27 protein-coding genes are annotated in these 24702 nt (G+C 64.0%); 18 read left to right on the top strand and 9 right to left on the bottom strand.

Annotated elements, in window-relative coordinates; all coding sequences use genetic code 11:
* From ACOZK4_RS15605 to ACOZK4_RS15580, 6 genes are all read left to right on the top strand, one after another.
* A partial coding sequence (locus ACOZK4_RS15605) for an electron transfer flavoprotein subunit alpha/FixB family protein (RefSeq protein ID WP_421592669.1) occupies positions 1-768 on the top strand: 768 nt, incomplete at its 5' end.
* 135 nt (positions 769-903) lie between these two features.
* Positions 904-1785, top strand: coding sequence for a 3-hydroxybutyryl-CoA dehydrogenase (locus tag ACOZK4_RS15600; RefSeq protein ID WP_421592668.1), 882 nt, complete (start codon positions 904-906; stop codon positions 1783-1785).
* 138 nt (positions 1786-1923) lie between these two features.
* Positions 1924-2904 carry a thiosulfate ABC transporter substrate-binding protein CysP gene (cysP, locus tag ACOZK4_RS15595; protein ID WP_421592667.1) on the top strand — a complete coding sequence of 327 codons (981 nt, stop codon included), beginning with the start codon at positions 1924-1926 and terminating at the stop codon, positions 2902-2904.
* A 131-nt stretch (positions 2905-3035) separates the two neighbouring features.
* Entirely contained in the window at positions 3036-3857 is an 822-nt protein-coding gene (gene cysT / locus ACOZK4_RS15590; protein ID WP_421592666.1) for a sulfate ABC transporter permease subunit CysT, read from the top strand.
* A 2-nt stretch (positions 3858-3859) separates the two neighbouring features.
* Entirely contained in the window at positions 3860-4756 is an 897-nt protein-coding gene (gene cysW, locus ACOZK4_RS15585; protein ID WP_421592665.1) for a sulfate ABC transporter permease subunit CysW, read from the top strand.
* Positions 4753-5775 (top strand): sulfate/molybdate ABC transporter ATP-binding protein, encoded by a 1023-nt coding sequence (locus tag ACOZK4_RS15580; RefSeq protein WP_421592664.1) that lies wholly within the window; start codon positions 4753-4755, stop codon positions 5773-5775. The genes cysW and ACOZK4_RS15580 overlap by 4 nt, the downstream gene beginning before the upstream one ends.
* Positions 5776-5777: 2 nt before the next feature.
* Here the strand turns inward: ACOZK4_RS15580 and tlpA are convergent, their stop codons facing one another.
* Entirely contained in the window at positions 5778-6458 is a 681-nt protein-coding gene (gene tlpA / locus ACOZK4_RS15575; protein ID WP_421592663.1) for a thiol:disulfide interchange protein TlpA, read from the bottom strand.
* Between the two features lie 35 nt (positions 6459-6493).
* On the opposite strand from tlpA, the gene argH reads away from it, so the two are divergent.
* From argH to ACOZK4_RS15555, 4 genes are all read left to right on the top strand, one after another.
* Positions 6494-7897: an argininosuccinate lyase gene (gene argH / locus ACOZK4_RS15570; RefSeq protein WP_421592662.1), complete on the top strand. Its 1404-nt coding sequence runs from the start codon at positions 6494-6496 to the stop codon at positions 7895-7897.
* Between the two features lie 97 nt (positions 7898-7994).
* A complete protein-coding gene (lptM, locus tag ACOZK4_RS15565) occupies positions 7995-8183 on the top strand; it encodes an LPS translocon maturation chaperone LptM (RefSeq protein WP_313522107.1) in 189 nt (62 codons plus the stop codon).
* 13 nt (positions 8184-8196) lie between these two features.
* Positions 8197-9465: a diaminopimelate decarboxylase gene (gene lysA, locus ACOZK4_RS15560; RefSeq protein ID WP_421592661.1), complete on the top strand. Its 1269-nt coding sequence runs from the start codon at positions 8197-8199 to the stop codon at positions 9463-9465.
* Positions 9466-9565: 100 nt separating this feature from the next.
* Positions 9566-12181, top strand: coding sequence for a TIGR02302 family protein (locus ACOZK4_RS15555; RefSeq protein ID WP_421592660.1), 2616 nt, complete (start codon positions 9566-9568; stop codon positions 12179-12181).
* A gap of 30 nt (positions 12182-12211) precedes the next feature.
* Here the strand turns inward: ACOZK4_RS15555 and ACOZK4_RS15550 are convergent, their stop codons facing one another.
* The 3 genes from ACOZK4_RS15550 to ACOZK4_RS15540 form a co-directional block, all read right to left on the bottom strand.
* Positions 12212-12571 carry a response regulator gene (locus ACOZK4_RS15550; protein WP_117371897.1) on the bottom strand — a complete coding sequence of 120 codons (360 nt, stop codon included), beginning with the start codon at positions 12569-12571 and terminating at the stop codon, positions 12212-12214.
* A gap of 168 nt (positions 12572-12739) precedes the next feature.
* Positions 12740-13285: a hypoxanthine phosphoribosyltransferase gene (gene hpt / locus ACOZK4_RS15545; protein ID WP_313522115.1), complete on the bottom strand. Its 546-nt coding sequence runs from the start codon at positions 13283-13285 to the stop codon at positions 12740-12742.
* A 77-nt stretch (positions 13286-13362) separates the two neighbouring features.
* Positions 13363-14037, bottom strand: a complete 675-nt coding sequence (locus ACOZK4_RS15540; RefSeq protein WP_421592659.1) for a hypothetical protein — start codon at positions 14035-14037, stop codon at positions 13363-13365.
* 195 nt (positions 14038-14232) lie between these two features.
* Between ACOZK4_RS15540 and ftsE the strand changes: the two genes are divergently transcribed.
* The 4 genes from ftsE (at position 14233) to ACOZK4_RS15520 (ending at position 17540) form a co-directional block, all read left to right on the top strand.
* Positions 14233-14892 (top strand): cell division ATP-binding protein FtsE, encoded by a 660-nt coding sequence (gene ftsE / locus ACOZK4_RS15535; RefSeq protein WP_117371900.1) that lies wholly within the window; start codon positions 14233-14235, stop codon positions 14890-14892.
* Positions 14885-15892, top strand: a complete 1008-nt coding sequence (locus ACOZK4_RS15530) for a cell division protein FtsX (RefSeq protein WP_421592658.1) — start codon at positions 14885-14887, stop codon at positions 15890-15892. Before ftsE ends, ACOZK4_RS15530 begins: the two co-directional genes overlap by 8 nt.
* 70 nt (positions 15893-15962) lie before the next feature.
* Entirely contained in the window at positions 15963-16676 is a 714-nt protein-coding gene (locus ACOZK4_RS15525) for a YdcF family protein (RefSeq protein ID WP_421592657.1), read from the top strand.
* Between the two features lie 75 nt (positions 16677-16751).
* Complete coding sequence (locus ACOZK4_RS15520) at positions 16752-17540, top strand: lysophospholipid acyltransferase family protein (RefSeq protein WP_421592656.1); 789 nt, start codon at positions 16752-16754, stop codon at positions 17538-17540.
* On the opposite strand, the gene ACOZK4_RS15515 is transcribed toward ACOZK4_RS15520, so the two are convergent.
* Positions 17541-18092, bottom strand: a complete 552-nt coding sequence (locus tag ACOZK4_RS15515) for a gamma-glutamylcyclotransferase (protein ID WP_421592655.1) — start codon at positions 18090-18092, stop codon at positions 17541-17543.
* A gap of 139 nt (positions 18093-18231) precedes the next feature.
* Between ACOZK4_RS15515 and ACOZK4_RS15510 the strand changes: the two genes are divergently transcribed.
* Entirely contained in the window at positions 18232-19239 is a 1008-nt protein-coding gene (locus ACOZK4_RS15510) for a DUF2125 domain-containing protein (RefSeq protein ID WP_421592654.1), read from the top strand.
* A 2-nt stretch (positions 19240-19241) separates the two neighbouring features.
* On the opposite strand, the gene ACOZK4_RS15505 is transcribed toward ACOZK4_RS15510, so the two are convergent.
* Both ACOZK4_RS15505 and ACOZK4_RS15500 read right to left on the bottom strand, forming a co-directional pair.
* Positions 19242-20171, bottom strand: coding sequence for a prephenate/arogenate dehydrogenase family protein (locus ACOZK4_RS15505; protein WP_421592653.1), 930 nt, complete (start codon positions 20169-20171; stop codon positions 19242-19244).
* A gap of 64 nt (positions 20172-20235) precedes the next feature.
* A complete protein-coding gene (locus tag ACOZK4_RS15500) occupies positions 20236-20985 on the bottom strand; it encodes a class I SAM-dependent methyltransferase (RefSeq protein WP_421579853.1) in 750 nt (249 codons plus the stop codon).
* A 90-nt stretch (positions 20986-21075) separates the two neighbouring features.
* On the opposite strand from ACOZK4_RS15500, the gene gloB reads away from it, so the two are divergent.
* Positions 21076-21846, top strand: a complete 771-nt coding sequence (gene gloB / locus ACOZK4_RS15495) for a hydroxyacylglutathione hydrolase (RefSeq protein ID WP_421592652.1) — start codon at positions 21076-21078, stop codon at positions 21844-21846.
* A 3-nt stretch (positions 21847-21849) separates the two neighbouring features.
* Here gloB and ACOZK4_RS15490 read toward each other — a convergent pair whose 3' ends face one another.
* Entirely contained in the window at positions 21850-22728 is an 879-nt protein-coding gene (locus ACOZK4_RS15490) for a DMT family transporter (RefSeq protein WP_421592651.1), read from the bottom strand.
* Positions 22729-22766: 38 nt separating this feature from the next.
* A complete protein-coding gene (locus ACOZK4_RS15485; protein ID WP_421592650.1) occupies positions 22767-23543 on the bottom strand; it encodes a DUF3108 domain-containing protein in 777 nt (258 codons plus the stop codon).
* Between the two features lie 257 nt (positions 23544-23800).
* On the opposite strand from ACOZK4_RS15485, the gene rpmB reads away from it, so the two are divergent.
* Both rpmB and ACOZK4_RS15475 read left to right on the top strand, forming a co-directional pair.
* The gene (gene rpmB, locus ACOZK4_RS15480; protein ID WP_244764018.1) at positions 23801-24094 is read left to right on the top strand and encodes a 50S ribosomal protein L28; all 294 of its coding nucleotides are present in this window, start codon (positions 23801-23803) and stop codon (positions 24092-24094) included.
* Positions 24095-24246: 152 nt separating this feature from the next.
* A partial coding sequence (locus ACOZK4_RS15475) for a VUT family protein (RefSeq protein WP_421592649.1) occupies positions 24247-24702 on the top strand: 456 nt, incomplete at its 3' end.

The following is a 24702-nucleotide window of genomic DNA, read 5'->3' as shown; positions in this document are numbered from 1 at the left end:
TCCAAGGTCCTGCTCGCCGACGATGCAAGCCTCGGCAACAACCTCGCCGAACCGCTGGCAGCGCTCATCGTGTCGCTTGCCGGCTCCTATGACGCCATCGTCTCGGCTGCGACCTCGGTCGGCAAGAACGTGCTGCCGCGCGTTGCCGCTCTTCTCGATGTCGCCCAGGTCTCGGAAATCGTCGAGGTCGTCTCTGCCGACACGTTCAAGCGTCCGATCTATGCCGGCAATGCGATCCAGACGGTGCAGTCCACCGATGCGAAGAAGGTGATCACCGTTCGCACGGCGTCCTTTGCCGCAGCTCCGGAAGGCGGCAGCGCCCAAATCGAAACCATCCCGGCCGCCGCGAACCCGGGCCTCTCGACCCACGTCAAGGACGCGCTGTCGTCCTCCGACCGTCCGGAGCTGACGTCTGCCAAGATCATCATCTCGGGTGGCCGTGCGCTCGGCTCGTCGGAGAAGTTCCAGGAAGTCATCCTTCCGGTTGCCGACAAGCTCGGTGCCGCCGTCGGCGCAAGCCGTGCGGCCGTCGATGCGGGCTATGCGCCGAACGACTGGCAGGTCGGGCAGACGGGCAAGGTCGTCGCGCCGCAGCTCTACATCGCCTGCGGCATCTCCGGCGCCATCCAGCATCTCGCCGGCATGAAGGACTCGAAGGTCATCGTGGCGATCAACAAGGACGAGGAGGCGCCGATCTTCCAGGTTGCCGACTACGGCCTCGTCGCAGACCTCTTCGAAGCCCTGCCGGAATTGCAGAAGGCGCTCTGAGCCTCACCTAAGGTCGAGGCTTTTGCGACGATGATTTCACTGGAAAAAGTCGTCGCGTGCCTTTATCACTTCACCGGGCCGGCTTGACCGGCCCGGTGTTTTTTTGCCTGCGCTGCGGGCGCTAATGACGGGGCGATGAGCGCTATGATCAAGAACGTCGGTATTGTGGGTGCAGGCCAGATGGGGTGCGGGATCGCGCATGTCGCGGCCGTTGCCGGCTACAAGGTCCATATCTACGATCTGTCGCCCGAGCGCATCGAAACCGGTCTTGCCACGATCAACGGCAATTTCGCGCGCCAGGTCTCCTCCGGTAAGATGACGGAGGACGAGCGCAAGAAGGCGATGGCGCTGATCAAGGGCTCCTCCGATATCAACGATCTCTCGGATGCCGACCTCGTCATCGAGGCCGCCACGGAAGACGAGACCGTCAAGCGCAAGATCTATGCGCAGGTCTGTTCCGTGCTGAAGCCGGAGGCGATCCTCGCCACCAACACGTCGTCGCTCTCCATCACGCGCCTCGCCTCCGCCACCGACCGGCCGGAGCGCTTCATGGGCATCCATTTCATGAACCCGGTTCCGGTCATGAAGCTGGTCGAGCTCGTTCGCGGTATCGCGACCGAGGAAAAGACTTTCGCGGCCGCCAAGGAATTCGTCACGGCGCTCGACAAGACGATCACCGTCGCCGAGGATTTCCCGGCCTTTATCGTCAACCGCATCCTGCTGCCGATGATCAACGAGGCGATCTATACGCTCTATGAAGGCGTCGGCTCGGTCGAGGCCATCGACACCGCGATGAAGCTCGGCGCCAACCACCCGATGGGCCCGTTGCAGCTCGCCGATTTCATCGGCCTCGACACTTGCCTTTCCATCATGCAGGTGCTGCATGACGGCCTTGCCGACTCGAAGTATCGCCCGTGCCCGCTCTTGGTAAAATATGTCGAGGCCGGCTGGCTCGGCCGCAAGTCCGGCCGCGGCTTCTACGACTACCGCGGCGAGGTCCCGGTTCCGACCCGCTAACTCTACGCGATTCCTCGTCTAAAGCCTTTCGCGGAAAAATGTTTCGCCTGTCGCCGGTGTGGTGACAGGTCATGCCTCGGATGGTGTTGATCCCGCCGCTATTGTCGGCGCAAATTCAATTTCATTCGGGGATTTCAGATGAAACGTTTGCTCCTTCTCGGCGTGGCCCTTTTCGGCCTCGCTGCTCCCGCCGCGCATGCCGCCGACAAGCTTTTGAACGCTTCCTACGACGTGGCGCGCGAGCTGTTTGCTGCCGAGAACGAAGCCTTCGTGAAGGCGCATCCCGGCGTCACCATCGACCAGTCGCATGGCGGCACCTCCAAGCAGGCGCGCGCCATCGTCGAAGGCCTGGAAGCTGACGTCGTGACCTTCAATCAGGTCACCGACATCGATTTCCTCGTGAAGAACGGTTTCGTTGCCGAGGGCTGGCAGCAGAAGTTCCCGAACAATGCCTCACCGTTCTACTCCTTCCCGTCCTTCCTCGTTCGCGCCGGCAATCCGAAGAACATCAAGGACTGGTCGGACCTTGCGCGTGACGACGTGAAGGTGATCTTCCCGAACCCGAAGACCTCGGGCAATGCGCGCTACACCTATCTCGCCGCCACGGCTTACGCCAAGGAAGCCTTCAAGGATGATCCGGCCAAGGTCGAGGCCTTCATCACCAAGATCTTCGACAACGTGCCGGTCTTCGACACGGGCGGCCGTGCGGCGACGACGACCTTCGTCGAGCGCGAGATCGGCGATGTGATCATCACCTTCGAAGCGGAGACCAAATCGATCGCCAAGCAATATGGCGAGGACAAGTTCCAGAGCGTCGTGCCCTCCGTTTCGCTGCTCGCTGAATTCCCGGTCGCCATCGTCGACAAGGTGGCGGATGCCCATGGCAGCCGTGACCTGGCGAAGGCCTATCTCGATTTCCTCTATGCCCCCGAGGGCCAGAAGATCGCCGCCGAATTCGGCCATCGCGTCCATGACGAGAAGGTCGCCGCCGAGTTCAAGGATCAGTTTCCCGAGATCCGGCTGGTGAATGTCGACGACGTGTTCGGCGGCTGGAAGAAGATTTCCGAAGAGCATTTCGCCGAAGGCGGCACGCTGGACAAGATCTACGGCAGCCGTTGATTCCATCCATCGTTGTTTTCGAACGACCGGCGGGCGAAATCCCGCCGGTCGGTGCATGAAAAGGAAAGCGCAATCCGTACGGAAAACCGCTTCGCACTTTTCCTGGATTTGCTTGAGAAAGGACGCGCGCTTTGAGACGGCGTGTATTGCCCGGATTGCCGCTCGCGCTCGGCATCACCCTCGTCTATGTGGCCATCATCGTGGTGCTGCCGCTGGCCGCGCTCGTCTTCAAGGCGGCAAGCCTCGGACCGGAGGATTACTGGCGCATCATCTCGTCGGACCGCGCCGTCGCCAGTTATCGCGTGACGGTGACCTGCGCGCTCGTTGCCACGGTGTTCAATCTGTTTTTCGGCCTGTCGCTTGCCTGGGTTCTGGTGCGCTATCGTTTTCCAGGCCGCCGTCTTGTCGATGCGCTGGTCGATCTGCCCTTCGCCCTGCCGACGGCCGTCGCGGGCATCGCGCTGACCACGCTGTTTGCCACAAACGGCTGGTTCGGCGGCCCCTTGTCGCTCATCGGCATCAAGGTCGCCTATACGCCGCTCGGCATCATGGTCGCCATGAGCTTCACCAGCATCCCCTTCATCGTGCGCACGGTGCAGCCGGTGCTGGAGGAGCTTGATCCGGCGCTGGAAGAGGCGGGGCAGACGCTGGGGGCGAGCGACCTCTCTATCTTCGTGAGCGTCATCCTGCCGCTTCTCCTGCCGGCGTTGTTGGCCGGCGTGTCGCTGTCTTTCGCGCGCAGCCTCGGCGAATTCGGCGCGATCATCTTCATCGCCGGCAACCAGCCGTTCTCGACGGAGATCACGGCGCTGCTCGCCTTCATCCGGCTGGAGGAATACGACTATCCGGCTTCGGCGGCGATTGCCTCCGTCATGCTGCTGACGGCCTTCGTCATGCTCGCCATCACCAATCTCATGCAGGCCCGCGCCCTGCGCTACACGGCGAGGGGCTGATCATGACGCATCATGGCAAGCGCAAGCCGCCGCGTGTCGGCGACAACACGGTCTTCCGTCGCGTTCTCTTGACCATCGTTCTCCTGCTCGTCGGGCTGATGATCGTGGCTCCGCTCGTCGTCATCGGCGTCGAGGCGTTTTCCAAGGGCATCGTCTATTTCGGAAAATCGATCGCGGACCCGGATACTCGCCACGCCATCCTGCTGACGGTCATCACGGCGCTGATCGCCGTGCCGATCAATACGGCTTTCGGCGTGGCGGCGGCCTGGGCGATCACCAAACATGATTTCTGGGGCAAGCGGCTGCTCACCGTGATCATCGAGATCCCCTTCTCGGTTTCGCCTATTGTCGCGGGTGTTGCCTATCTCTTCGTCTATGGTTTGCAGGGCCTGTTCGGCCACGCGCTGCAGGCGGCGGAGATAAAAATCCTCTTCGCACTGCCGGGCATCGTGCTTGCCAGCATGTTCGTGACAGCACCCTTCGTGGCGCGCGAACTGATCCCGCTGATGCAGGCGCAGGGGCGCGATCTCGAGGAGGCGGCGACGTCGCTCGGCGCCAGCGGCTGGCGCACCTTCTTCTCCGTTACGCTGCCGAACATCAAGTGGGCGATGCTCTATGGCGTCGTGCTGTGCAACTCGCGCGTGATGGGCGAATTCGGCGCGGTTTCCGTCGTCTCGGGCAATATCCGCGGCCAGACGAACACGCTGCCGCTGCATATCGAGCTGCTCTATCACGACTACAACGCGGCCGGCTCCTTCGCCGCCGCATCCATTCTCGCCGGCCTCGCCATCGTCACGCTCGTCGCCAAGGTGGCGCTGGAGCGGCAGGGCGCGGGCCGCGTCCAGCGTCCCTCCGCTCTTGCGGGCGCCGACAGCATCACCCCGGAGGTCAAATCGTGAAAATCCGTCTCGACAACGTCGTCAAGGAATTCGAGACCTTCCGCGCCGTGCACGGCGTCTCGCTCGATATCGAAAGCGGCGAACTGGTCGCGCTGCTCGGCCCCTCCGGTTCCGGCAAGACGACGATCCTGCGCATGGTCGCCGGTCTCGAATATGCCGATGCCGGCGCGATCTACTTCGGCGCTGAGAACGCGACGGACATCCCCGTGCGCGACCGCGGCGTCGGCTTCGTCTTCCAGCACTATGCGCTCTTCCCGCATATGACCGTCGGCGAGAACATCGCCTTCGGCATGAAGGTCTCCAAGGTGAAGCGCTCGCCGCAGGCGATTGCCGAGCGGGTCAAGGAACTGCTCGATCTCGTGCAGCTGAGCGGCCTCAGGGATCGCTTCCCCGGCCAGATCTCCGGCGGCCAGCGCCAGCGCGTGGCGCTTGCCCGTGCGCTTGCCGTCGATCCACGCGTGCTGCTGCTCGACGAGCCTTTTGGCGCGCTCGATGCGAATGTCCGGCGCGACCTGCGCCGCTGGCTACGGAAGATCCATGACGAGCTTGGCATCACCACGCTTTTCGTGACGCACGATCAGGAGGAGGCGCTCGATCTCGCCGATCGCGTCGTCATCCTCAACAAGGGCCGGATCGTGCAGGAGGGCACGCCGGAGGCGGTGTGCCGCAACCCGGCCGATGCCTTTGTGATGAATTTCCTTGGCGACGCCAACCGGCTGGATGCGGATATTCGCGGCGGCAAGGCCTATGTCGAGGATATCGCCTTCGAGGCTGACGGCGTTGCCGATGGCGGTGGACAGATCCTGTTCCGCCCAGCCGATGTGACGTGGCGCGAGGATGGGCAGGGCATCGCGGCGAAGATCGTGCGCGTCATAGACCGGCCGGATTCGCGCCGCGTGCTGGCGATGACCGGCAGCGGCCAGCCGGTGGAATTCGACACCGCGCCGGAATTCCCGCATCGCAAGGGCGAGGCGGGTTTTCTCCAGATCCGCCGGCCGCGGGTTTACGCGGCGGCGTGAGATCAGCTCTTCGGGCTTGCCAGCGCGGCGTTGATCAGCGCCTTGGCGTCCTCGCTGTCCCAGGCGGCGGGGCCGTTCATGGCGGAGATCAGGCAGCCCTTGTCGTCCATCAGCAGCGTCACGGGCAGGCCGAAGGCGAGGCCTTCCTTCTTCAGCGTGTTGAAGACGCCCATCGAGGCATCGCGGTAATAGCCGAGATCGTGCACCTTGGTCTCGTCGAGGAAGGTCTTCGGTTTCTCGTCGTCGCCGGTGTCGATGTTAATCGCGACCACCTCGAACTTGTCGGAGCCGAGGTCCTTCTGCAGCGCGTTGAGGGCCGGCATTTCCTCGCGGCAGGGCACGCACCACGTCGCCCAGAGGTTGACGAGCAATGTCTTGCCGGCGAAATCGGCGATCGTCTTCTTCTTGCCGTCGGGGCCGTCGAAGACGAGATCGGGCAGGGGGTGGTGTTCGTCGACGGTGCGCATGGCGGCGACCTGGCCCTTCGAAAAGGGCGTGATGGCCTCGGCCTTGGCGGCGGCCGCCGCGCAGAGGGCGGGATCGGCGGACGCGACGGCGCCCGTGGCATTGCCAGACAGGCTCTCCTTCACGTATATCGCAGCACCACCGGCGAGAAGTCCGGCAAGGCCGGCAATGGCGATGAGCTTTCCTGCCGGCAGGCCGAGGGTCTTCTTCACTGACATTTCATTCTCCAGGACACTTTTCCAGGCAGGCACCCATGGCAGACGGCACTTCCGAGACGAAATCCTCGAACCAGATGTGGGGCGGCCGCTTCGCCTCGGGACCGGATGCAATCATGGAGGAGATAAATGCCTCCATCGGCTTCGACAAGAAGCTTTATGCCCAGGACATCCGCGGCTCAAAGGCGCATGCAGAGATGCTCGCCCATCAGGGCATTATTTCGGCCGAGGATAAGGAAAAGATCGTTCACGGTCTCGACACGATCCTGTCAGAGATCGAAAGCGGCAATTTCGAATTCTCGCGCAAGCTCGAAGACATCCATATGAATGTCGAGGCGCGGCTTGCCACGCTGATTGGCCCCGCCGCCGGCCGCCTGCACACCGCGCGCTCGCGCAACGACCAGGTGGCGCTCGACTTCCGCCTGTGGGTGAAGGAAGAGCTGCAAAAGACCGAGAAGACGCTGACGGGCCTGATCGCTGCCTTCCTCGACCGCGCGGAAGAGCATGCCGAGACCGTCATGCCCGGCTTTACCCATCTTCAGACGGCGCAGCCCGTGACCTTCGGTCATCATTGCATGGCCTATGTCGAAATGTTCGGCCGTGACCGTCAGCGTGTGCGCCACGCCATCGAGCATCTTGATGAGAGCCCGATCGGTGCCGCCGCCCTTGCCGGCACCGGCTACGCGATCGACCGCCACATGACGGCCAAGGCCCTCGGTTTCCGGGAGCCGACGCGCAACTCCATCGATACGGTCTCCGACCGCGACTTCGCGCTGGAATTCCTCTCCATCGCGGCTATCGCCTCGGTCCACCTGTCGCGCCTTGCGGAAGAGATCGTCATCTGGTCGACGCCGCAGTTCGGCTTCATCCGCCTGTCGGATGCCTTTTCCACCGGCTCCTCCATCATGCCGCAGAAGAAGAACCCCGATGCCGCCGAGCTGGTGCGCGCCAAGACCGGCCGCATCAACGGGTCGCTGATCGCGCTTCTGACCGTCATGAAAGGCCTGCCGCTTGCCTATTCCAAGGACATGCAGGAAGACAAGGAACAGGTCTTCGATGCCGCCGAGAGCCTGGAGCTCGCCATTGCCGCAATGACCGGCATGGTGCGCGACATGACCATCCGCACCGACAGGATGAAGGCCGCTGCCGGTTCCGGCTATTCCACCGCGACCGACCTGGCCGACTGGCTGGTGCGCGAGGCGGGCCTGCCGTTCCGCGATGCCCACCATGTCACCGGCCGGGCCGTGGCGCTCGCCGAAAGCAAGGGCTGCGACCTCGCCGAACTCACGCTGGAAGAGCTTCAGGCGATCCATGCGTCGATCACCGCAGACATCTTCAACGTTCTGACGGTCGAGGCCTCGGTCGCCAGCCGCAAGAGCTATGGCGGCACGGCGCCGTCGGAAGTCAGGAAGCAGATCGCCTGGTGGCGGCAGCGGAACTGATCAAAGGCCTTGCAGGACTCATCATTAGATTAAGGGTGCACAAGGGCGGGCGAATTCGTTAAGGATTAAGCCCACCGGCAATTCCAGGGAACGTTTCATGACACGTAGCGATATCGGCAGGCTGGCTCTTGTGCTTGGCCTTTCCGTGGCGGTTCTCTCCGCCTGCGGCCGCAAGGGCGATCTCGACCTGCCGGGTGGCGCCAAGCCGGTCTTCAAGACAAACGCCGACGGCAAGAAGGTCGAGCAGGTCGAAGACAAGCCCTTCGTTCTCGATCCCCTTCTTTGAAAGATCAGCAACCGTGAACCATTTCGAGCATCGCGACGGCATTCTCTATGCGGAGGACGTGCCGGTTCCTGAAATCGCCAAGGCGGTCGGAACACCCTTCTACGTCTATTCGACGGCCACGCTGGAGCGTCACTACAAGGTTTTCTCCAAGGCCTTCGACGGCGTCGATGCCATGGTCTGCTATGCGATGAAGGCGAATTCCAACCAGGCGGTCTTGAAGACGCTGGCGAAGCTCGGCGCCGGCATCGATGTCGTCTCGGAAGGCGAATTGCGCCGGGCGCTCGCCGCCGGCGTTCCCGCCTCGCGAATCATGTTCTCCGGCGTCGGCAAGACGCCGCGCGAGATGGATCTGGCGCTGGACGCCGGCATCTACTGCTTCAACGTCGAATCCGAGCCGGAACTCGAAGTGCTGAACGCCCGCGCCGTCAAGGCCGGCAAGATCGCGCATGTCTCCTTCCGCATCAATCCGGATGTCGACGCCCGCACCCATGCCAAGATTTCGACGGGCAAGAAGGAAAACAAGTTCGGCATCTCCTGGGAACGCGCCCGCACCGTCTATGCTCGTGCCGCCAGCCTGCCGGGCATTCAGGTCACCGGCATCGATATGCATATCGGCAGCCAGATCACCGAGTTGCAGCCCTTCGAAGACGCCTTCAAGCTGCTGCGCGAATTGGTCGATACGCTGCGCGCCGATGGCCACACGATCGATCACGTCGATGTCGGCGGCGGCCTCGGCATTCCCTATAAGACGGACAACACGCCTCCGCCCCTGCCGGATGCCTATGCCGAGATCGTCAAGAACCAGCTCAAGGGCCTGAACTGCAAGATCGTCACGGAGCCTGGCCGCATGATCGTCGGCAATGCCGGCATCCTCGTCACCGAGGTGATCTATGTGAAGGACGGCGGCGAAAAGACCTTTGTCATCGTCGATGCCGCGATGAACGACCTCATCCGCCCGACGCTCTATGAAGCGTGGCATGAGGTGCAGCCGGTCGTCATCTCGGCGGCGAATGCCCCGCGCATCCGCGCCGATGTCGTCGGCCCGGTCTGCGAGACGGGCGACTATCTCGCGCAGGACCGCGAGATGGCGCAGCCAAAGCCGGGCGATCTCATTGCCGTCGGTTCGGCGGGTGCCTATGGCGCGGTGCAGGCCGGCACCTACAATAGCCGTCTGCTGATCCCGGAAGTGCTGGTCAACGGCGCGGATTTCCACGTTATCCGCCCGCGTCTTTCCTATGAGGACCTGATCGGGCTCGATTCGATTCCGGCCTGGCTTGCCTGACAAACCTGTGGCGCGCGGTCACGATTTCGCGCGCGCCCTCGTCTTCGCCACAAAGCGTGTTATCTTTCAAGCCGTGAGATCATGCGGAGAGCGGAGAACAATGGCGATTGAAAAGCAGCGCAAGGCGGGGGCGAGCGGCAATCCGCTGGCACGCCGGCTTGCGGGCAAACGCCTTGCCGCCCAGACCGTTCTCTATGTCGAAGCGCTCGCCCCGCGGCTCCTGCCGGTCCTTCTGCTCGTCGCCGGCTTCTTCGCGCTGACCTGGTTCGGTTATTTCCGTTACGTGCCGGCCTGGCTGCATATCGCGACGCTCGTCGGTTTCGCGCTCGGCCTCGTCGCGCTTCTCTTGCGGCTGCGCGGGCTCGTCTGGCCCTCCACCGACAATGCCTACCGCATGCTGGAAACGCGCAATGCGCTAGCCCATCAGGCGATCCGCGTGCAGGACGACAGGCCGGCGGGCGGCGATGCCTTTGCGGAAGCGCTGTGGCGCGAGCATCAGGCCCGCATGGCGCGGCTTGTCGGTTCGCTGCGCATTGGCGGCCCCGAGCCCGATATCGCCCGCCATGACCGTCATGCGCTACGCGCCATTCCGGTGCTTCTCGTCGTCATCGCCTTTGCCTTCTCCTATTCCAATCGTGGCGGCCTGCTGACCGACGTGGTGTCCTTCCGCGCGCCGGCCGAATCGGCGCCGGATGTGCGTATCGACGCCTGGGTGACGCCGCCGGCGCATACGTCGCGTGCACCGGTCTTTCTGACCGGTAATGGACAGGGCGTTGCGGAGGAGCCGGCCAAGGGCGAGATCCGCATTCCGCAGTTCAGCGAACTCACCGTGCGCGTGACCGGCGGCAGCGGCGATGAGGCGGTCAGCTATCAGGTGACGGGCGAGAAGGATGCGACAGCGATCCGCGCCGACGAAGAGAAGCCGAAAGACGAGAAGGCTGACGGCTCCAAGAGCGCGCCGAAGGCCGAGGTCGCGGCGGTGGCCGGCGCCAAGACCATGCACTACAAGATCCTGAAGGACGGCACGCTCACGGTCGGTGACCGGGCCTGGACCTTCGGCGTCATTCCGGACCGCGTGCCGGAAATCGCCTTCAACGGCATTCCGAAAAAGACGGTCGCCGCAGCCCTCGAAATCAGCTTCATCGCCAAGGACGACTACGGGCTTCAGGAAGCCCGCGCCGAAATCGTGCCGGTCGAGGAAGCCAAGGATGCGCGTCCGCTCTATCCGCTGCCGGAATACCGTCTCGATCTGCCGCGCCGAAGCGCGCGCGAAGCCAAGGGCACGACGAGCCGCAATCTTTCCGAACATCCCCTCTCCGGCAAACGCGTGAAGATCACGCTGGTCGCCAAGGATGCGGCAGGGCAGGAGGGCCGCAGCCAGCCGGTCGAGATGATCCTGCCGGCCAAGACCTTCTTCGAGCCGCTTGCCGCCGCCGTTGCCGAACAGCGGCAGGTTTTCGCGCTCGACGCCAATCAGCTTCCCTTCGCGATCGCGCTCAACGAGGCGCTGACGATCCGCCCGGAAGAGACGATCCCGAACCTCACGCATTACCTGCTGCTGCAATCGGCCGCCGCGCGCATGAAGCTTGCCCGCACCGACGATCAGATGCGCGAGACGGCGGATTATCTCTGGGAGATCGCGCTCGGCATCGAGGACGGCAATCTCTCGCTTGCCGACCGGCGCCTGCGCGAGGCGCAGAAGGCGCTGTCGGAAGCGCTGGAGCGCAACGCGTCGGACGAGGAGATCGCCGGCCTGATGAAGGAACTGCGCGAGGCGATGCAGGCCTATATGCAGGAGCTGGCCAAGCAGGCAGCCAAGAACGGCCAGATGCAGCAAAATGCCCAGCAGCAAGGCCAGGTGCTGCGCCAGCAGGATCTGCAGCGCATGATGGACCAGATCGAAAATCTGGCCCGCTCCGGCGCCAAGGATCAGGCGCAGCAGATGCTCTCCGAACTCCAGCGCATGATGAACAATCTTCAGGCCGGCCGTCCGCAGCAGGGGCAACAGGGCCAGCAGAACGACGCCATGCGCCAGCAGATGGACAAGCTCGGCCAGCTGATGCAGCAGCAGCAGAAGCTGATGGAGGAGACCTTCAAGCTCGACCAGGCTCTGCGTGATCGCCAGCAGCGCGGCGATCCGCAGCCGGGCGAGGAAGGCGAGCAGCAGCCCGGTGACAACGGTGCGGGCCAGCCCTCGACGGACCAAATGACCGCCGAACAGTTGCAGCAGGCGCTGAAGGACCTCAAGGCGCAGCAGGATGGGCTCGGCAAGCAGCTTGGCGAGGTCCAGAAGGGCCTGAAGGACATGGGTCTTGATCCGGGCGAGGGCTTCGGCAAGGCCGGCCGCGAGATGAAGGGCGCTTCCGAAGCGCTTGGCGACGGTCAGGGCGAACCCGCCGTCGGCAGCCAGGGCCGGGCGCTGGAAGCGCTGCGCCAGGGCGCGCAGAGCATGATGAGCCAGATGCAGGCGATGGGCGAGGGCCAAGGGCAGGGCGAAGGCATGCCGCAGGCCGGCCGCAATGGCCGCGACCCGCTTGGCCGGGAACGCAACGTCAACGGCCAAGGCCCCGATTTCGGCGGCCCGACGAAAATCCCTGAGGAAATCGACATCCAGCGCGCGCGCGAAATTCTCGACGAAATCCGCCGCCGGCTCGGCACCGGCACGTCGCCGGGCTTCGAGCGGGACTATCTGGAGCGGCTGCTCGGCATTCGCTGAGTTCAGCCACGCCCGGTATCTATCGAAGGATCAGGCGGCGAGCGCCAATGCGACGGCGCGGCGGATGTCCGGCAGGCTGAAGGGCTTGCTGACGACATCGACGATCTTCTGCGAGAGGTCGTCGGCGCGTTCGCGCTGGTCGGCATAGCCGGTCATCAGCAGGATCTTGAGCGCCGGGTGGGCGGCGGATGCCTTGTGGGCAAGCTCGATGCCGTCCATGACGGGCATGCGGATATCGGAAAGCAGAAGGTCGAAGCCGCCGTCGGTGAGGGCATCGAGACCGGCCGCGCCATCCGGCGCCTCGACGGTCTCATGGCCGTCCAGCCGCAAGGCGCGCGCCACGAAGATGCGCAGCGAATCCTCGTCTTCGGTGATCAGAATCTTCGCCATCGGTTCCCCTTCGGCCGTCCATCCGGCCCGTGTCCCGTGCGCATCGTCAGATGCACGACATCCAAGTGCTGCGCTGCGAACCGGTTCATTCCGACGCAGCGGCTTACCTGAAAAGACCAGACTTTCCTTGTCGATCGGTAAACGGCCGATAGGGGAAATTGGAGGCGCTTATTCCGCGTCGCCTGTCACGACGCCGACGAAGGGCAGTTCGCGGAAGGCATAAGCGACGTCCATGCCGTAACCGACGACGAAATGGTCGGGGCATTCGAAGCCGACATAATCGGCCTCCAGATCGGTCTTGCGCTTCTCGCGCTTGTCGAGCAGCACGGCGATGGTGACGTTGCGGGCGCCGCGCTCGTACATCAGTTCCTTGGCGTAGCTCAGGGTGCGGCCGGATTCGAGGATGTCGTCGATCAGCAGGATGTCGCGGCCATGCACGTCGCTGTCGATGTCCTTGGTGACCTTCACGCCTTGGGAGACCGTGCCGGTGCCGTAGCTGGAGAGCGTGATGAACTCGACTTCCGGGGCAAGGCCGGCAGAATGCAACGCGCGCGTCAGGTCAGCGGCGAAGATGAAGGAACCCTTGAGGACGGCGATAACCAGCAGGTCGCTCGTCGGGCCGGCGGCGATCTCAGCGGCAAGCTCTTCGTTGCGCTTGGCGATCTGCCCGGCGTCATAAAGCGTTTCAATCTTCTTTCCGCGGACAATCTGCATCGCGAGGCGGCTCCCTGGTGGCGCAGGGGCTCAACGGGCCGCGATCTGCGCAGAAACAAAGGTGCCGCTTAGCACAGTCAGTTGACGGGTGCACCCTCGGCGGCAAGCGAAACCGAGACTTTCGGTACTTTTCCGCCGCTGTGCGGTATGCGCAGCGCAAAGTGTTCGCTGGCCCCGGGGGCAAGCGTGCCCGTTTCCAGCGCCACGCGACGGTGCAGCGGCTCGCCGGCGTCCTCGAGGACGATATCGACCGCCGGCACGGCCTGCGCCGTCTCTGTGCCGTTGTGCAGGCGGCCATAGACGGCCAGAACCTTCATGCCGTTGCGGTCGTCGATGGTGGTGATGACATCGGCGATGCGGAGCGCGGCTTCGGGGCTGCCGGTCGGCAGCGCCGCGCGCAACGCCGTCAACCCGCCGGCATAGGCGAAGACGAAGACGAAGAGCGTGGCGACGAGGCCGGCAAAGGCGCGGCCGGAAAGCAGCTGGAGACTCGCCTCACAGAGCCTCGCAACGGCCACGGCGATGCGCAGCAGCATCTGTTGTACGGTAACGGGTGCCTGCGCCGTGCGCTGCGGGCGAACATTGTCGTTGGAGGTGCGAGCGGCGCTGGCGCGGATCACCACGAAATCGGCATCGACCACTTCGAGCCGCGCCGGCGCGCGGCGCGCATGCTTTTCCACCGGCATCTTCGGTTCGGGCGGCAGGAGGTCGATCCGGCCCTTTGCCTCGCGTCGTGCTCTGAAGGCGTTCATCGCGAACTCCCCGCTTCCCGTTTTCGCGCAAAATCAGGGGCGAAAAGTCGGGCATTGAATGAAATCCTTACGAAACGTAAACCATACTGGTTAATGCTTCGGAAACCTGACCGTGAAAGAGCCGCTTTCCTCTGCGACATCCGCTAGGATGGCGCCAGGCGCTCAGGTGAACGCTCTTAGAAACCGGATTGACCCTTGATTCACTTCGAAAATGTCGGACTGCGCTACGGGATGGGGCCGGAAATCCTCCGCGACCTGACCTTCGATATTCCGCGCCGGTCCTTCCAGTTCCTGACCGGCCCGTCGGGTGCCGGCAAGACGACGCTGCTGCGCCTCCTCTTCCTGTCGCTCCAGCCGACCCGCGGCATCATCCGCAGCTTCGACCGCGAAGTCTCCACCATCCCGCGCGACGAGCTGCCCATGCTGCGCCGGCGCATCGGCATCGTCTTCCAGGATTTCCGCCTGCTCGACCATCTGACGACCTATGAGAACGTCGCGCTTCCGCTGCGCGTGCGCGGCAAGGACGAATCGAGCTACAAGGCCGATGTGCTGGAGCTTCTGAAATGGGTCGGGCTCGGCGAGCGAATCAACGTGTTGCCGCCGGTTCTTTCCGGTGGTGAAAAGCAGCGCGCGGCGATTGCCCGCGCGCTCATAGACCGGCCGGAGCTGTTGCTTGCCGATGAACCGACCGGCAATGTCGATCCGCCGATGGCACAGCGCCTGCTCAGCCTGTTCCTCGAGCTCAACCGGCTCGGCACGGCCGTCGTCATCGCGACCCACGATCTGTCCTTGATGGACCAGGTGGAGGCGCGGCGCATGATCCTCTCGCAAGGACGGCTCGACATCTATGACTGACGCCCCCCGCGAGACCGTTCAGGAAGGCCAAGCCGCCCGCCGGCCGGAAATGAAGGTGCGCCCGACCGCGCCCATCGTTCCGCCGTCGAATGTCTCGGGTAATGCGCTGATGGCCGTCATCGCCATCATGGCGTTCCTCGCCTGCCTCACCTTCGGTGCGGTCAGCATGGTGCGCGCCACCGCGGCGAGCTGGCAGAGCCAGATCTCCCGCGAGATCACCATCCAGATCAAGCCCGACGACAATCTCGACATGGAGCAGGCGCTGAAGGATGTGCGCGATCTCGCACTCACCTTCTCCGGCACGCGCGACGGCACGATCGTCGACCGCGAGGCGACGGCTCGCCTGCTCGAGCCCTGGCTCGGCGAGGGGCTGAACCTCGACGAACTGCCGGTGCCGCGCCTCGTCATCGTGACCATCGACGAGCAGAGCCCGCCGGATTTCGCCGCCATGCGCAAGGCGCTGACGGCTAAGGTCCCGCAGGCCTTCCTCGACGATCACCGCACCTGGGTCGATCGTCTCGTCGCCATGGCGCGCACGACGGCCTTCATCGGCACGGGCGTGCTGGTGCTGGTTTTCTCGGCCATGGTGCTGACGGTGGTGTTTGCAACGCGCGGTGCCCTGTCGGGCAATCGCCATATCGTCGAGGTGCTGCATTTCGTCGGCGCGGAGGCGGGTTTCGTCGCCTCGGAATTCCAGAAGCATTTTCTCAAGATCAGTCTCAAGGGCTCGATCGCCGGCGGGGCGCTTGCGGCGCTGTTCTTTGCCGTTGCGGGCTTCTGGCAGGGGCGCTCCATCGCGACACCGCAGAGCGACCAGGCAACCGCGCTGTTCGGCTCCTTCTCGATGGGCCTGACCGGCTATCTCGGCATTGCTGCGACCATCGTCGTCATCGCGCTTCTGACCACGCTGACGGCCCGCTTCACCGTGATGCGGACGATCCACGAGATCGACCAGATCCGCTCCGACCCGTCGCGTACCGACCAGCTGCCCGACACATGATCTGCCGCAGCCGAACCATCGCCGCGAAACGGGCTCGCCGTTGCCGCAATCGGATTCTATGGACGGAATCATGAGCGGCTTGGAACGGGCAAAGACGGGGCCGTCGGACGGCACCCGGCCACAGACGGAGGGGCGGCGACGCAATGGCCCCATCCGGATCGCCGTGCGTGTTCTGCTTGCCCTCCTCATCCTCGGCGCCGCCGTTTTGCTGGCCGGCTTCCTGCATTTTGCCGAGACGGTCGCTGCCCTCGAAGCGCCGCGCGACCCGAAGGCGGATGCCATTGTCGTGCTGACCGGCGGCTACCAGCGGATCGATCACGCGATCGGGCTTCTGAAGCGCGGTGCGGGCGAGCGGCTGCTGATTTCGGGCGTCAACCCCACCACGAGCGGCAACCAGCTGCGCAAGCTCACGCAAAGCTCGTCGAGCCTTTTCGAATGCTGCGTCGATATCGGTTACGATGCCGTGGACACGATCGGCAATGCCAATGAGACGGCGCGCTGGATCAACGATCACCGGTTCCGCCGGGTGCTGGTCGTCACCAACAACTACCACATGCCGCGCAGTCTTCTGGAGCTGGAGGTCAGCGATCCCCAGACGCAATTCATCGCCTATCCCGTCGTCAACACCGATCTGAGGAACGGCAACTGGCTGCGCCAGCCGGGCGTCGTGAAGGCCATGCTGTCGGAATATCTGAAATATACGCTGGCGCGCCTGCGCGCCATGGCAGGGGCACGCACCTGGTCAGGGCTCCGGGGCGATCTGGCGGGCATGTCGGGCAGCTGAGTTCGGTCGACGGGAGTTTCCCCGCCCGGCAATATCGTGTAGGCGAAAAAGACCGTTCCGCAGACAGGCCGCCCGATGATCGCTCTCCGCTCCGTGCTCTTCAACACCCTCTTCTACATGAACCTCATCGGACAGATGATCGTCATGACGCCGGCCTATTTCCTGCTGCCGCGCAAAAAGGCTTTCGTCATCGCGAAGAACTGGGCGCGCAGCAACCATTGGCTCTTCGCCAAGATCGTCGGCACGACCTTCGAGGTCGAGGGGATGGAGAACATTCCGCAGGGGGCCTACATCTTCGCGCCGAAGCACCAGTCCTTCTGGGATGCCTATGCGCCGCTGCCCTGGCTTGATGATCCCCTCTATATCCTGAAGCGGGAACTGACATGGATTCCGCTGTTCGGACTGTATCTGAAGAAGCAGCGCATGGTGCCGGTCGATCGCGGGGCGCGCGGCAAGGCGATGGCGGCCATGATGGCGCGCACCAGGGCCGAGATGAGCACCGGGCGCCAGCTCATCATCTATCCCGAGGGCACGCGCCGTCCGCCGGGGGCTACCCCGGAATACAAATACGGCATCGCCCGCCTCTACCGGGACCTCAAGGTGCCTGTCGTGCCTGTCGTGATGCATCCCGGCCTGTTCTGGCCGCGGCGCACCACCCTTCGGTATCCCGGCCATTTCAAGGTGCAGATCCTGCCGGCGATCCAGCCCGGCATGGAACCGGATGCCTTCCTCGCCCATCTCATCGACGTCATGGAAACGGCAAGCGACCGCCTGCTGGTCGAGACCGCCGAGGCGAACCCGACGCTGCCGCTGCCGCCGACGGCCGTCGCACGGCTGGGGGAGCTAAAGGCGCGGGCGGCCTGATCAGCCGGTCGCGTGGCTGGTGAGCATATCCGCCTTGCGGCCGACATCCTCCAGCCAATGGTCGCGGATACCCATTTCGCGCAGATGCGCCAGCGTGTTGCGCACATAGTCGATGTTATGGCCGGACTTGCCGACGGCGGAGCTTATGGTCGTGGCGGCTTCCTCGACCGTCAGGGAGCCGGCGAACTGGTGATGGGCGCGGTCGCAGATATAGGCGAGGGTGGTGATGCGCCGCCCGTCGCCGAGCGTCGCCGGCAGGCTGCGCTCCTTATAGACGTGGGTCACCAGTTCGCGCTCGCGCAGATAGTCGGTCACGGCTTCCTGGTTTTCCAGCGCGACGCGAAAAGCGACGCCGCGGCAGGAGCCGCCGCGGTCGAGGCCCAGCACGAGCCCCGGCTTCTCCTCGGTGCCGCGATGGACCCAGGAGCGCACGCAGAGCGAGCGGCGGAAACCGAAGAGATGGGCGGGCTGCCGTTCCTCGAATTCGAATCCCGGATTCCACATCAGCGATCCGTAGCCGAACACCCAGAATTCGTTCATATCCACCGTCACGAACACCAACTCTCCGTCTGTTGCCGTTGCAAACGCAAAACCGCTTCACACTTTTGCTGCAACAGCTCTAAAAGCCGCCGCAATTGCCAGCTTTGTCGCGCAAGCGGGCAAATCACATCCGCCACCATTGGAGAACATCATGGCATCGTCAAGCCGCACGGACGCTTCTGGCGTCACGCGCAAACTGATCCGGCTCGCCGTTGCCGTCCTTGTCGTCCTGGCGCTCTATACGGGTGGGTGGTTCTATGCCGCAAGCTGGGTGAAGACGACGCTCGATCGGCAGCTTGCCGCGTCCGAACAGGGGCTGCATTCGGCCTCGTGCAGCAATCTCGACGTGCGCGGCTTCCCCTTCCGCATCGGCCTGTTTTGCGATTCGGTCGCCTTCGACGATCGGGCGACGGGCCTGTCGGCGACGTTCGGTGCGCTGCGCTCGGCCGCGCAGGTCTATCGGCCGGGACATGCGGTGCTGGAGCTCGACGGCCCCGCACAGGTGCGCATCACGCCCGATCTGGTCTTCGATGCGGACTGGGACCTGCTGCATGCCAGCGCCACGGCCTGGACCGATGGTCTGGACCATGCCTCCGTCGCCTATGACGGGCTGAAGGGCAGGCTCAACATGCCCTCCGAGGGCATTTCGCTCGGTATTGCCGCCACCCACGGTGAAAAACACATCCGCCGGTCCGGCGAGGCGCTCGATGTCGCCGCCTCGTTCGATGCGCTCTCGCTCGATCTCGGCGACCGCGTCCTGCCGCCGCTCGATGTCGCCGTCGATATGACGATTGCCGATGCCGCCCCATGGATTTCCGCCGAAGGGCCGCCGGCCGATGCGCCGTTGGGCGCAAGCGCGGAACTGCGCCGGCTGTCGCTCGATCTCGGCGATGGCAAGGTGATGACGCTGTCCGGCCCGCTGAAGGTCGGCGATGACGGCACTCTCTCCGGCACGCTCGATCTCGACATCGCAGGCATCACCGTCTGGCGGGACCGGATTTCCGAGGCGTTCCCGGAGATTGCAGAGACGGCGGCGCGGGTTGCGCAGGCCATCGAGGGCTTGTCGAAGGGCGATGACCGGGCGGTCGTCAAGCTGAAGGTCGAGGATGGGACGGTCTATCTCGGGCTCTTCCCGATCGCTCTCATCCCGCCCTTCTGAGGTCAGCCCTTCTTGTCTTCGACCGGACGGCCGAAGTTCGGTGCGGCGGTGTCCTGGCCGGCATCGATGATCGAGCGGCGAATGGCGCGGGTGCGCGTGAAGAGGTCGAAGAGCTTTTCACCGTCGCCCCAGCGGATGGCGCGCTGCAGATAGGCAAGGTCCTCCGAAAAGCGTGAGAGCATTTCGAGGATCGCGTCCTTGTTGTGCAGGCAGACGTCGCGCCACATGGTCGGGTCGGAGGCGGCGAGGCGCGTGAAATCGCGGAAACCCGAGGCCGAATATTTGATGACTTCCGATTCGGTCACCGTCTCCAGATCGTCGGCCGTGCCGACGATGTTATAGGCGATGATGTGCGGCAGGTGCGAGACGATGGCGAGCACCTTGTCGTGGTGCTCCGTATCCATCTCGTCGACCTTGGAACCCAGCGCCTCCCAGAAGGCGGCGAGCTTGCGCTTGGCGTCCTTGTCCGTGCCGTGCACGGGGGTGAGGATGCACCAGCGGCCCTGGAAAAGTTCGGCAAAGCCGGCATCGGGGCCGGAATGCTCCGTACCGGCGAGCGGATGGCCGGGAATGAAGTGCACGCCCTTGGGGATATGCGGCAGCATCTGCGCCACGACAGAGGCCTTGGTGGAGCCGACATCGGTGACGATGGCGCCTTGCTTCAGATGTGGGGCGATCTCCTCCGCGACCTTGCCCGAGGCGCCGACGGGCACCGAGACGATGACGAGGTCTGCACCTTCGACGGCCTTGCCGGCATCGTGCACATAGTCGGTGCCGAGTTCCAATTGCTGTGCGCGGTCCAGCGTCTCCTGGCTGCGGCTGGAAATCGTGACGGTCCTGGCGAGGCCCTTCGCCTTGACGGCGCGCGCGATGGAGGAGCCGATGAGGCCGATGCCGATCAATGTGATCTTGTCGAAATGTCCATCCGTCATGCGTTGTCTTCCCTTGCCGTGGTCCCGTCCGCTCTAGCGGGCAGGCCCGGCTTTGTCGAGGGGATCAGCGTTTTGCGCGGTCGCGCGTCGTCGGCACACCCTGCGGGGCGAGCACCGGCACGAAGACGCGGCGCGAGGCGCGGGCGGCGACGGGCAGGCCCTGATAGAGCCGCTTCTGGGCCTCCACGACGATGACACCCGAAAACATCGGCCAGAGCATGCGCCCCATCTTCTCGAAGACGCCGCGCAGCTTCAGCACGCTACGCAGTTTCGAGGGTGGGAAAAACAGCGCCTCGGCGCTGGCGCCGGGCGTGAAATTGGTCTCGCGCAGCAAAGCCGTGAGCTGACCGCGCGAATAGGGCCGGCCCGAACCGAAAGGCGTGTGCTCCATGCGTGCCCAGACACCGCGCCGGTTCGGCACGACGATGACGAGCCGCCCGCCGGGCGCCAGCACGCGCCACAGTTCCTTCATCGTCTCGCGCGGGTTTTCGGCGAATTCCAGCGAATGCACCATCAGCACGCGATCCACCGAGGCATCCGGCAGCGGCAGTTCCTCGTCGAAGACCAGCGCCGTCGAGGAAAGCTCCGACGGCGGCCAGTTCACCGCGCCCTGGCCGGCCGGCATGAAAGCGAAGGTGCGCTCGGTATCGGCGCGGAAGCGCTCGAGATAGGGCACGGCATAGCCCAGCCCGACCAGCCGCTCATCCGGCAGGCGCGCCCAGAGCGAGGCCAGCGCCATGGAGATCGAGTGATCGGCGAGGCGGCCGAGCGGCGAGTGATAGAATTCACGGAGGTCGACGATGTCTGCATGCATGGGGAAGATGTTAGCGATGGCCCGGTGGACTTCAAGGTCGATTGCCTTACATTCGCGCCAAACCCGAACGCCTTATGCGAGGACCAAGCCATGCCCCAATTGGAAATCGACCTCTTCGCCTGCCGCAGCGACAATTTTGGCGTGCTGCTGCACGATCCGGTTTCCGGTGCGACGGCCAGCATCGACGCGCCGGAGGAGCAGGCGATCCTCGATGCGCTGGAACATCGCGGCTGGACGCTGAGCCATATCCTGACCACCCATCATCACAACGACCATGTCGAGGCCAATCTGGCGCTGAAGCAGCGCTTTGGCGTCGAGATCATCGGCCCGGCGCGCGAGGCGCCGCGTATTCCCGGCATCGGTCGCACGGTGGATGGCGGAGACGTGTTCGAATTCGCCGGCCGGCGCGTGGAGGTGATCCTGACGCCCGGCCATACGCTCGGCCATATCTGCTTCTACCTGCCGGAGGAGAAGCTGCTCTTCGCCGCCGATACGCTGTTTGCGCTGGGCTGCGGCCGGCTCTTCGAGGGAACGCCGGCGCAGATGTGGGATGCATTGAGCCGTCTCGCAAAGCTGCCTGATGATACGGTGGTCTATTTCGGACACGAATACACGCTGTCCAATGCCCGCTTTGCCCTGACGATCGATCCGGACAATGCCGCACTGGCAAGCCGCGTCGCCGAAATCGAGAAGCAGCGCGCGGCCGGAACCTTCACCGCGCCGACGACGATCGGCCTTGAAAAGGCGACCAACCCGTTCCTGCGCGCCGCCGATCCCGCAATCCGCCGTCATCTCGGCATGGAGACCGCAGGTGATGCGGATGTCTTTGCCGAGATCCGGGCGCGAAAAGACCGCTTCTAGGGATCAGGCCGCTACGGCGGGTCTGCGAAGGATCATGTCCTTGGCGGCGAGAACCGCGCCGCCGGTGACGAGCAGGCAGGCAAGGCCGATGCTCCAGGACGGCTCGGCAAAGCCGCTGAGGATCAGCACCAGCGTCGAAAGCAGGGGCGCGGCATAGCTTGCGGCCCCGAGAATCTGGATGTCGCCGTTCTTCACGCCGAAATCCCAGACATAGAATGCGGCACCCACCGGCAGCAGGCCGAGGCCGGCGACGGCGAGCCATTCGAAGCTCGTCTGCGGCCAGACGGTGGTTTCCAGCATCAGATGGCAGAGGAGCGACAGGATGGAGGTGGCGAGGCAGAAGCCGGTCACGACATCGGTCGACACGGCCTCGAAGCGGCGTGTGGCAAGCGAATAGCCGGCCCAGGTGAAGGCGCAGAGGAAGGCCGCGCCATAACCGATGAGATAGGCGCTGTCGAAATCGAAACCGTTGCGGCCGACGATGAGCGCGGTACCGCCGAGGCCGAGCAGCGTGCCGAGCACATGGTTCCACTTCAGCGTCTCGCCGGGCAGAAGCGCCGAGCCTGTGACGATGAGCAGTGGCCAGAGATAGGCGATCAGGCTCGCCTCGACGGCCGGCGCGTTGCGCAACGCCGTGAAGTAGAGGAAATGATAGCCGAACAGGCCGAGGATGCCCGTGAGCCACACCTTTGCCGGCTGCCTGAGTTTGGCGATGCGCTCAGGTCGCATCGCCAGTACGAAAAGACCGGGCAGGCTGCCGATCAGGAAGCAGATGGCCGAAAGCTGGAACGGCGGCATCTTTCCCGAGGCGGCGGTGAAGAGGGCGAGCAGCGCCCACATGAGGATCGCCGTAAAGCCGATCAGGGTTGCACGCGTCTTCAAGGCCGGTCACTCCAAGGGGTCGCGACCCCTTGGCAATGTCATTCGCCGAAGCGCGTGGCCGAGACGGTGACAGGGCCGAGCGAGGTCGGAATCTTCACATAGACGGGAGCATATACATTTGCCCCGTCGGCCTTGGCAAACCAGATTTCCATCGTGCTCAGCTTGCGGAGATATTCCACGTCGTCGCGGCCCTTGCGATAGCCGGATTTCGGCACGAAGCGCAGGCCGCAGACGACGGCGTCGCCCGCAAAGCCCTTGGTGGAATAGGGCCTGGTGCCCTTGGAGCTGAGCTTGAGGTCCATGCGGGACTCGCCGTCGAAGATCGGCAGCGTCTTGGGGCAGACGCGGCCGCTGGCGGGAATGATGAGGCCGGAGATCGGGTCGAGAACCGCGCGCATGTCGGCCTTGGAGACGGCGACCCAGTTCTTCGGCTTCTTGCGCGGCGGCGTCATGCTGGCGGTGACGACATTGCCGTTGCGGAAGGTCACGTCGATGGCGCGGCTGCGCTTGCCGCTCCTGTAATCGACGGAATAGCTGGTGGCGTGCAGCCGGCCGTGGCTGACGACGCCGGAAACCGATGTCGAGCCGTGCGTGCTGGAAAAGATATCGGCAAGACCTGCGGATTGCATGCTGCCGGAAATCTTGTAGCGATCGCCGTTGAACTGCGAGCGGAAGGTGGCGGTCGCGACCGGCAGGCCGGAGAGGCGGATGCTGTAGTCCGTGCGGTGCTCGATTTCGGCCGAGATGGCGGGCGTCGCACTCACGGCAGTGAGAAGCGACAGGGCCGCACCCGCAATCCAACTCTGCCCGTTCATCCTGACGACTCCCATTGAGACGCTCCGCCTAATCGGCCAATGCGGCGATTCTACGCCGCGGCCCAATCCCGATATCGTTGCTATTGCCTGCAAATCATGGCTTTTGGCAACTGAATTCAGGCTGAACGGCAGGTTTGGCTTGACGCCGCTGGCGAGTGTGACTATAGAACCGCGACTTCTCAAAAAGGCCAGATGGACTGCGGCCGGTTTCGGTGCCGGAAACGTATTGTCCAGAACCAAGAAAAAATAGGTGTACCATGTCCCGTAGTTGCGAATTGACCGGCAAGGGCGTCCAGTCGGGCAACAATGTGAGCCACGCAAACAACAAGACGAAGCGCCGGTTCCTGCCGAACCTGTGCAGTGTCACGCTGATTTCCGACGCCCTCGGCCAGCGTTTCCGTCTTCGCGTTTCCGCTGCTGCTCTGCGTTCCGTCGAGCACCGCGGTGGCCTCGATGCCTTCCTCCTGAAGGCTGAAGAAAACGAACTGTCGATGCGCGCTCGTCTGCTGCGCCGCCAGATCGCCAAGAAGACCGCTGCTGCTGCCGCCTGATTTCAGGCCTTAGCCAGATCGTTTTCATTGAGGCTTGACCGGGTTCCGGGCAGGCCTCAATGCTTTGCGTTGATATCATGCAATTTCAGGCGAGGCATCGCTTCGAAATTGTCCAGAGCACTCCAACTGGTGGCATCACCCAGGATAAAAAAATGCTAGCGAACCGCGTTACCCTTCTTTACGTCCTCCTGATGACGGCCGTCGTCGTCGCCTCCAACGTGCTCGTGCAGTATCCACTTTCGGGAACGCTGCTCGGCATCAATCTTGGCGACCTACTGACCTATGGTGCCTTCACCTATCCGGTCGCCTTCCTCATCACCGACCTCACCAACCGCCAGTTCGGCCCGCGTGTCGCACGCCGCGTCGTTGCCGCCGGTTTCCTGGTCGCCGTGGTCTTCTCCTTTGCCGTCGCCTCTCCGCGCATCGCCATCGCCTCCGGCTCGGCCTTCCTGTTCGGCCAGCTCCTGGATATCTCGGTGTTCAATCAGCTGCGCCGGCAGACCTGGTGGCGTGCGCCGCTCTTCGCCTCGCTGTTTGGCTCGGTGCTGGATACCGTGATCTTCTTCTCCTTCGCCTTCGCACCGGTCTTTTCGGCCTTCGGCCCGAAC

Source organism: Shinella sp. M27 (genome assembly GCF_049199905.1).
In the GTDB taxonomy this organism is placed as follows: Bacteria; Pseudomonadota; Alphaproteobacteria; order Rhizobiales; family Rhizobiaceae; genus Shinella.
Note: the sequence above shows the minus strand (reverse complement) of the source record. Positions and strands in the feature narration are given on the sequence as shown.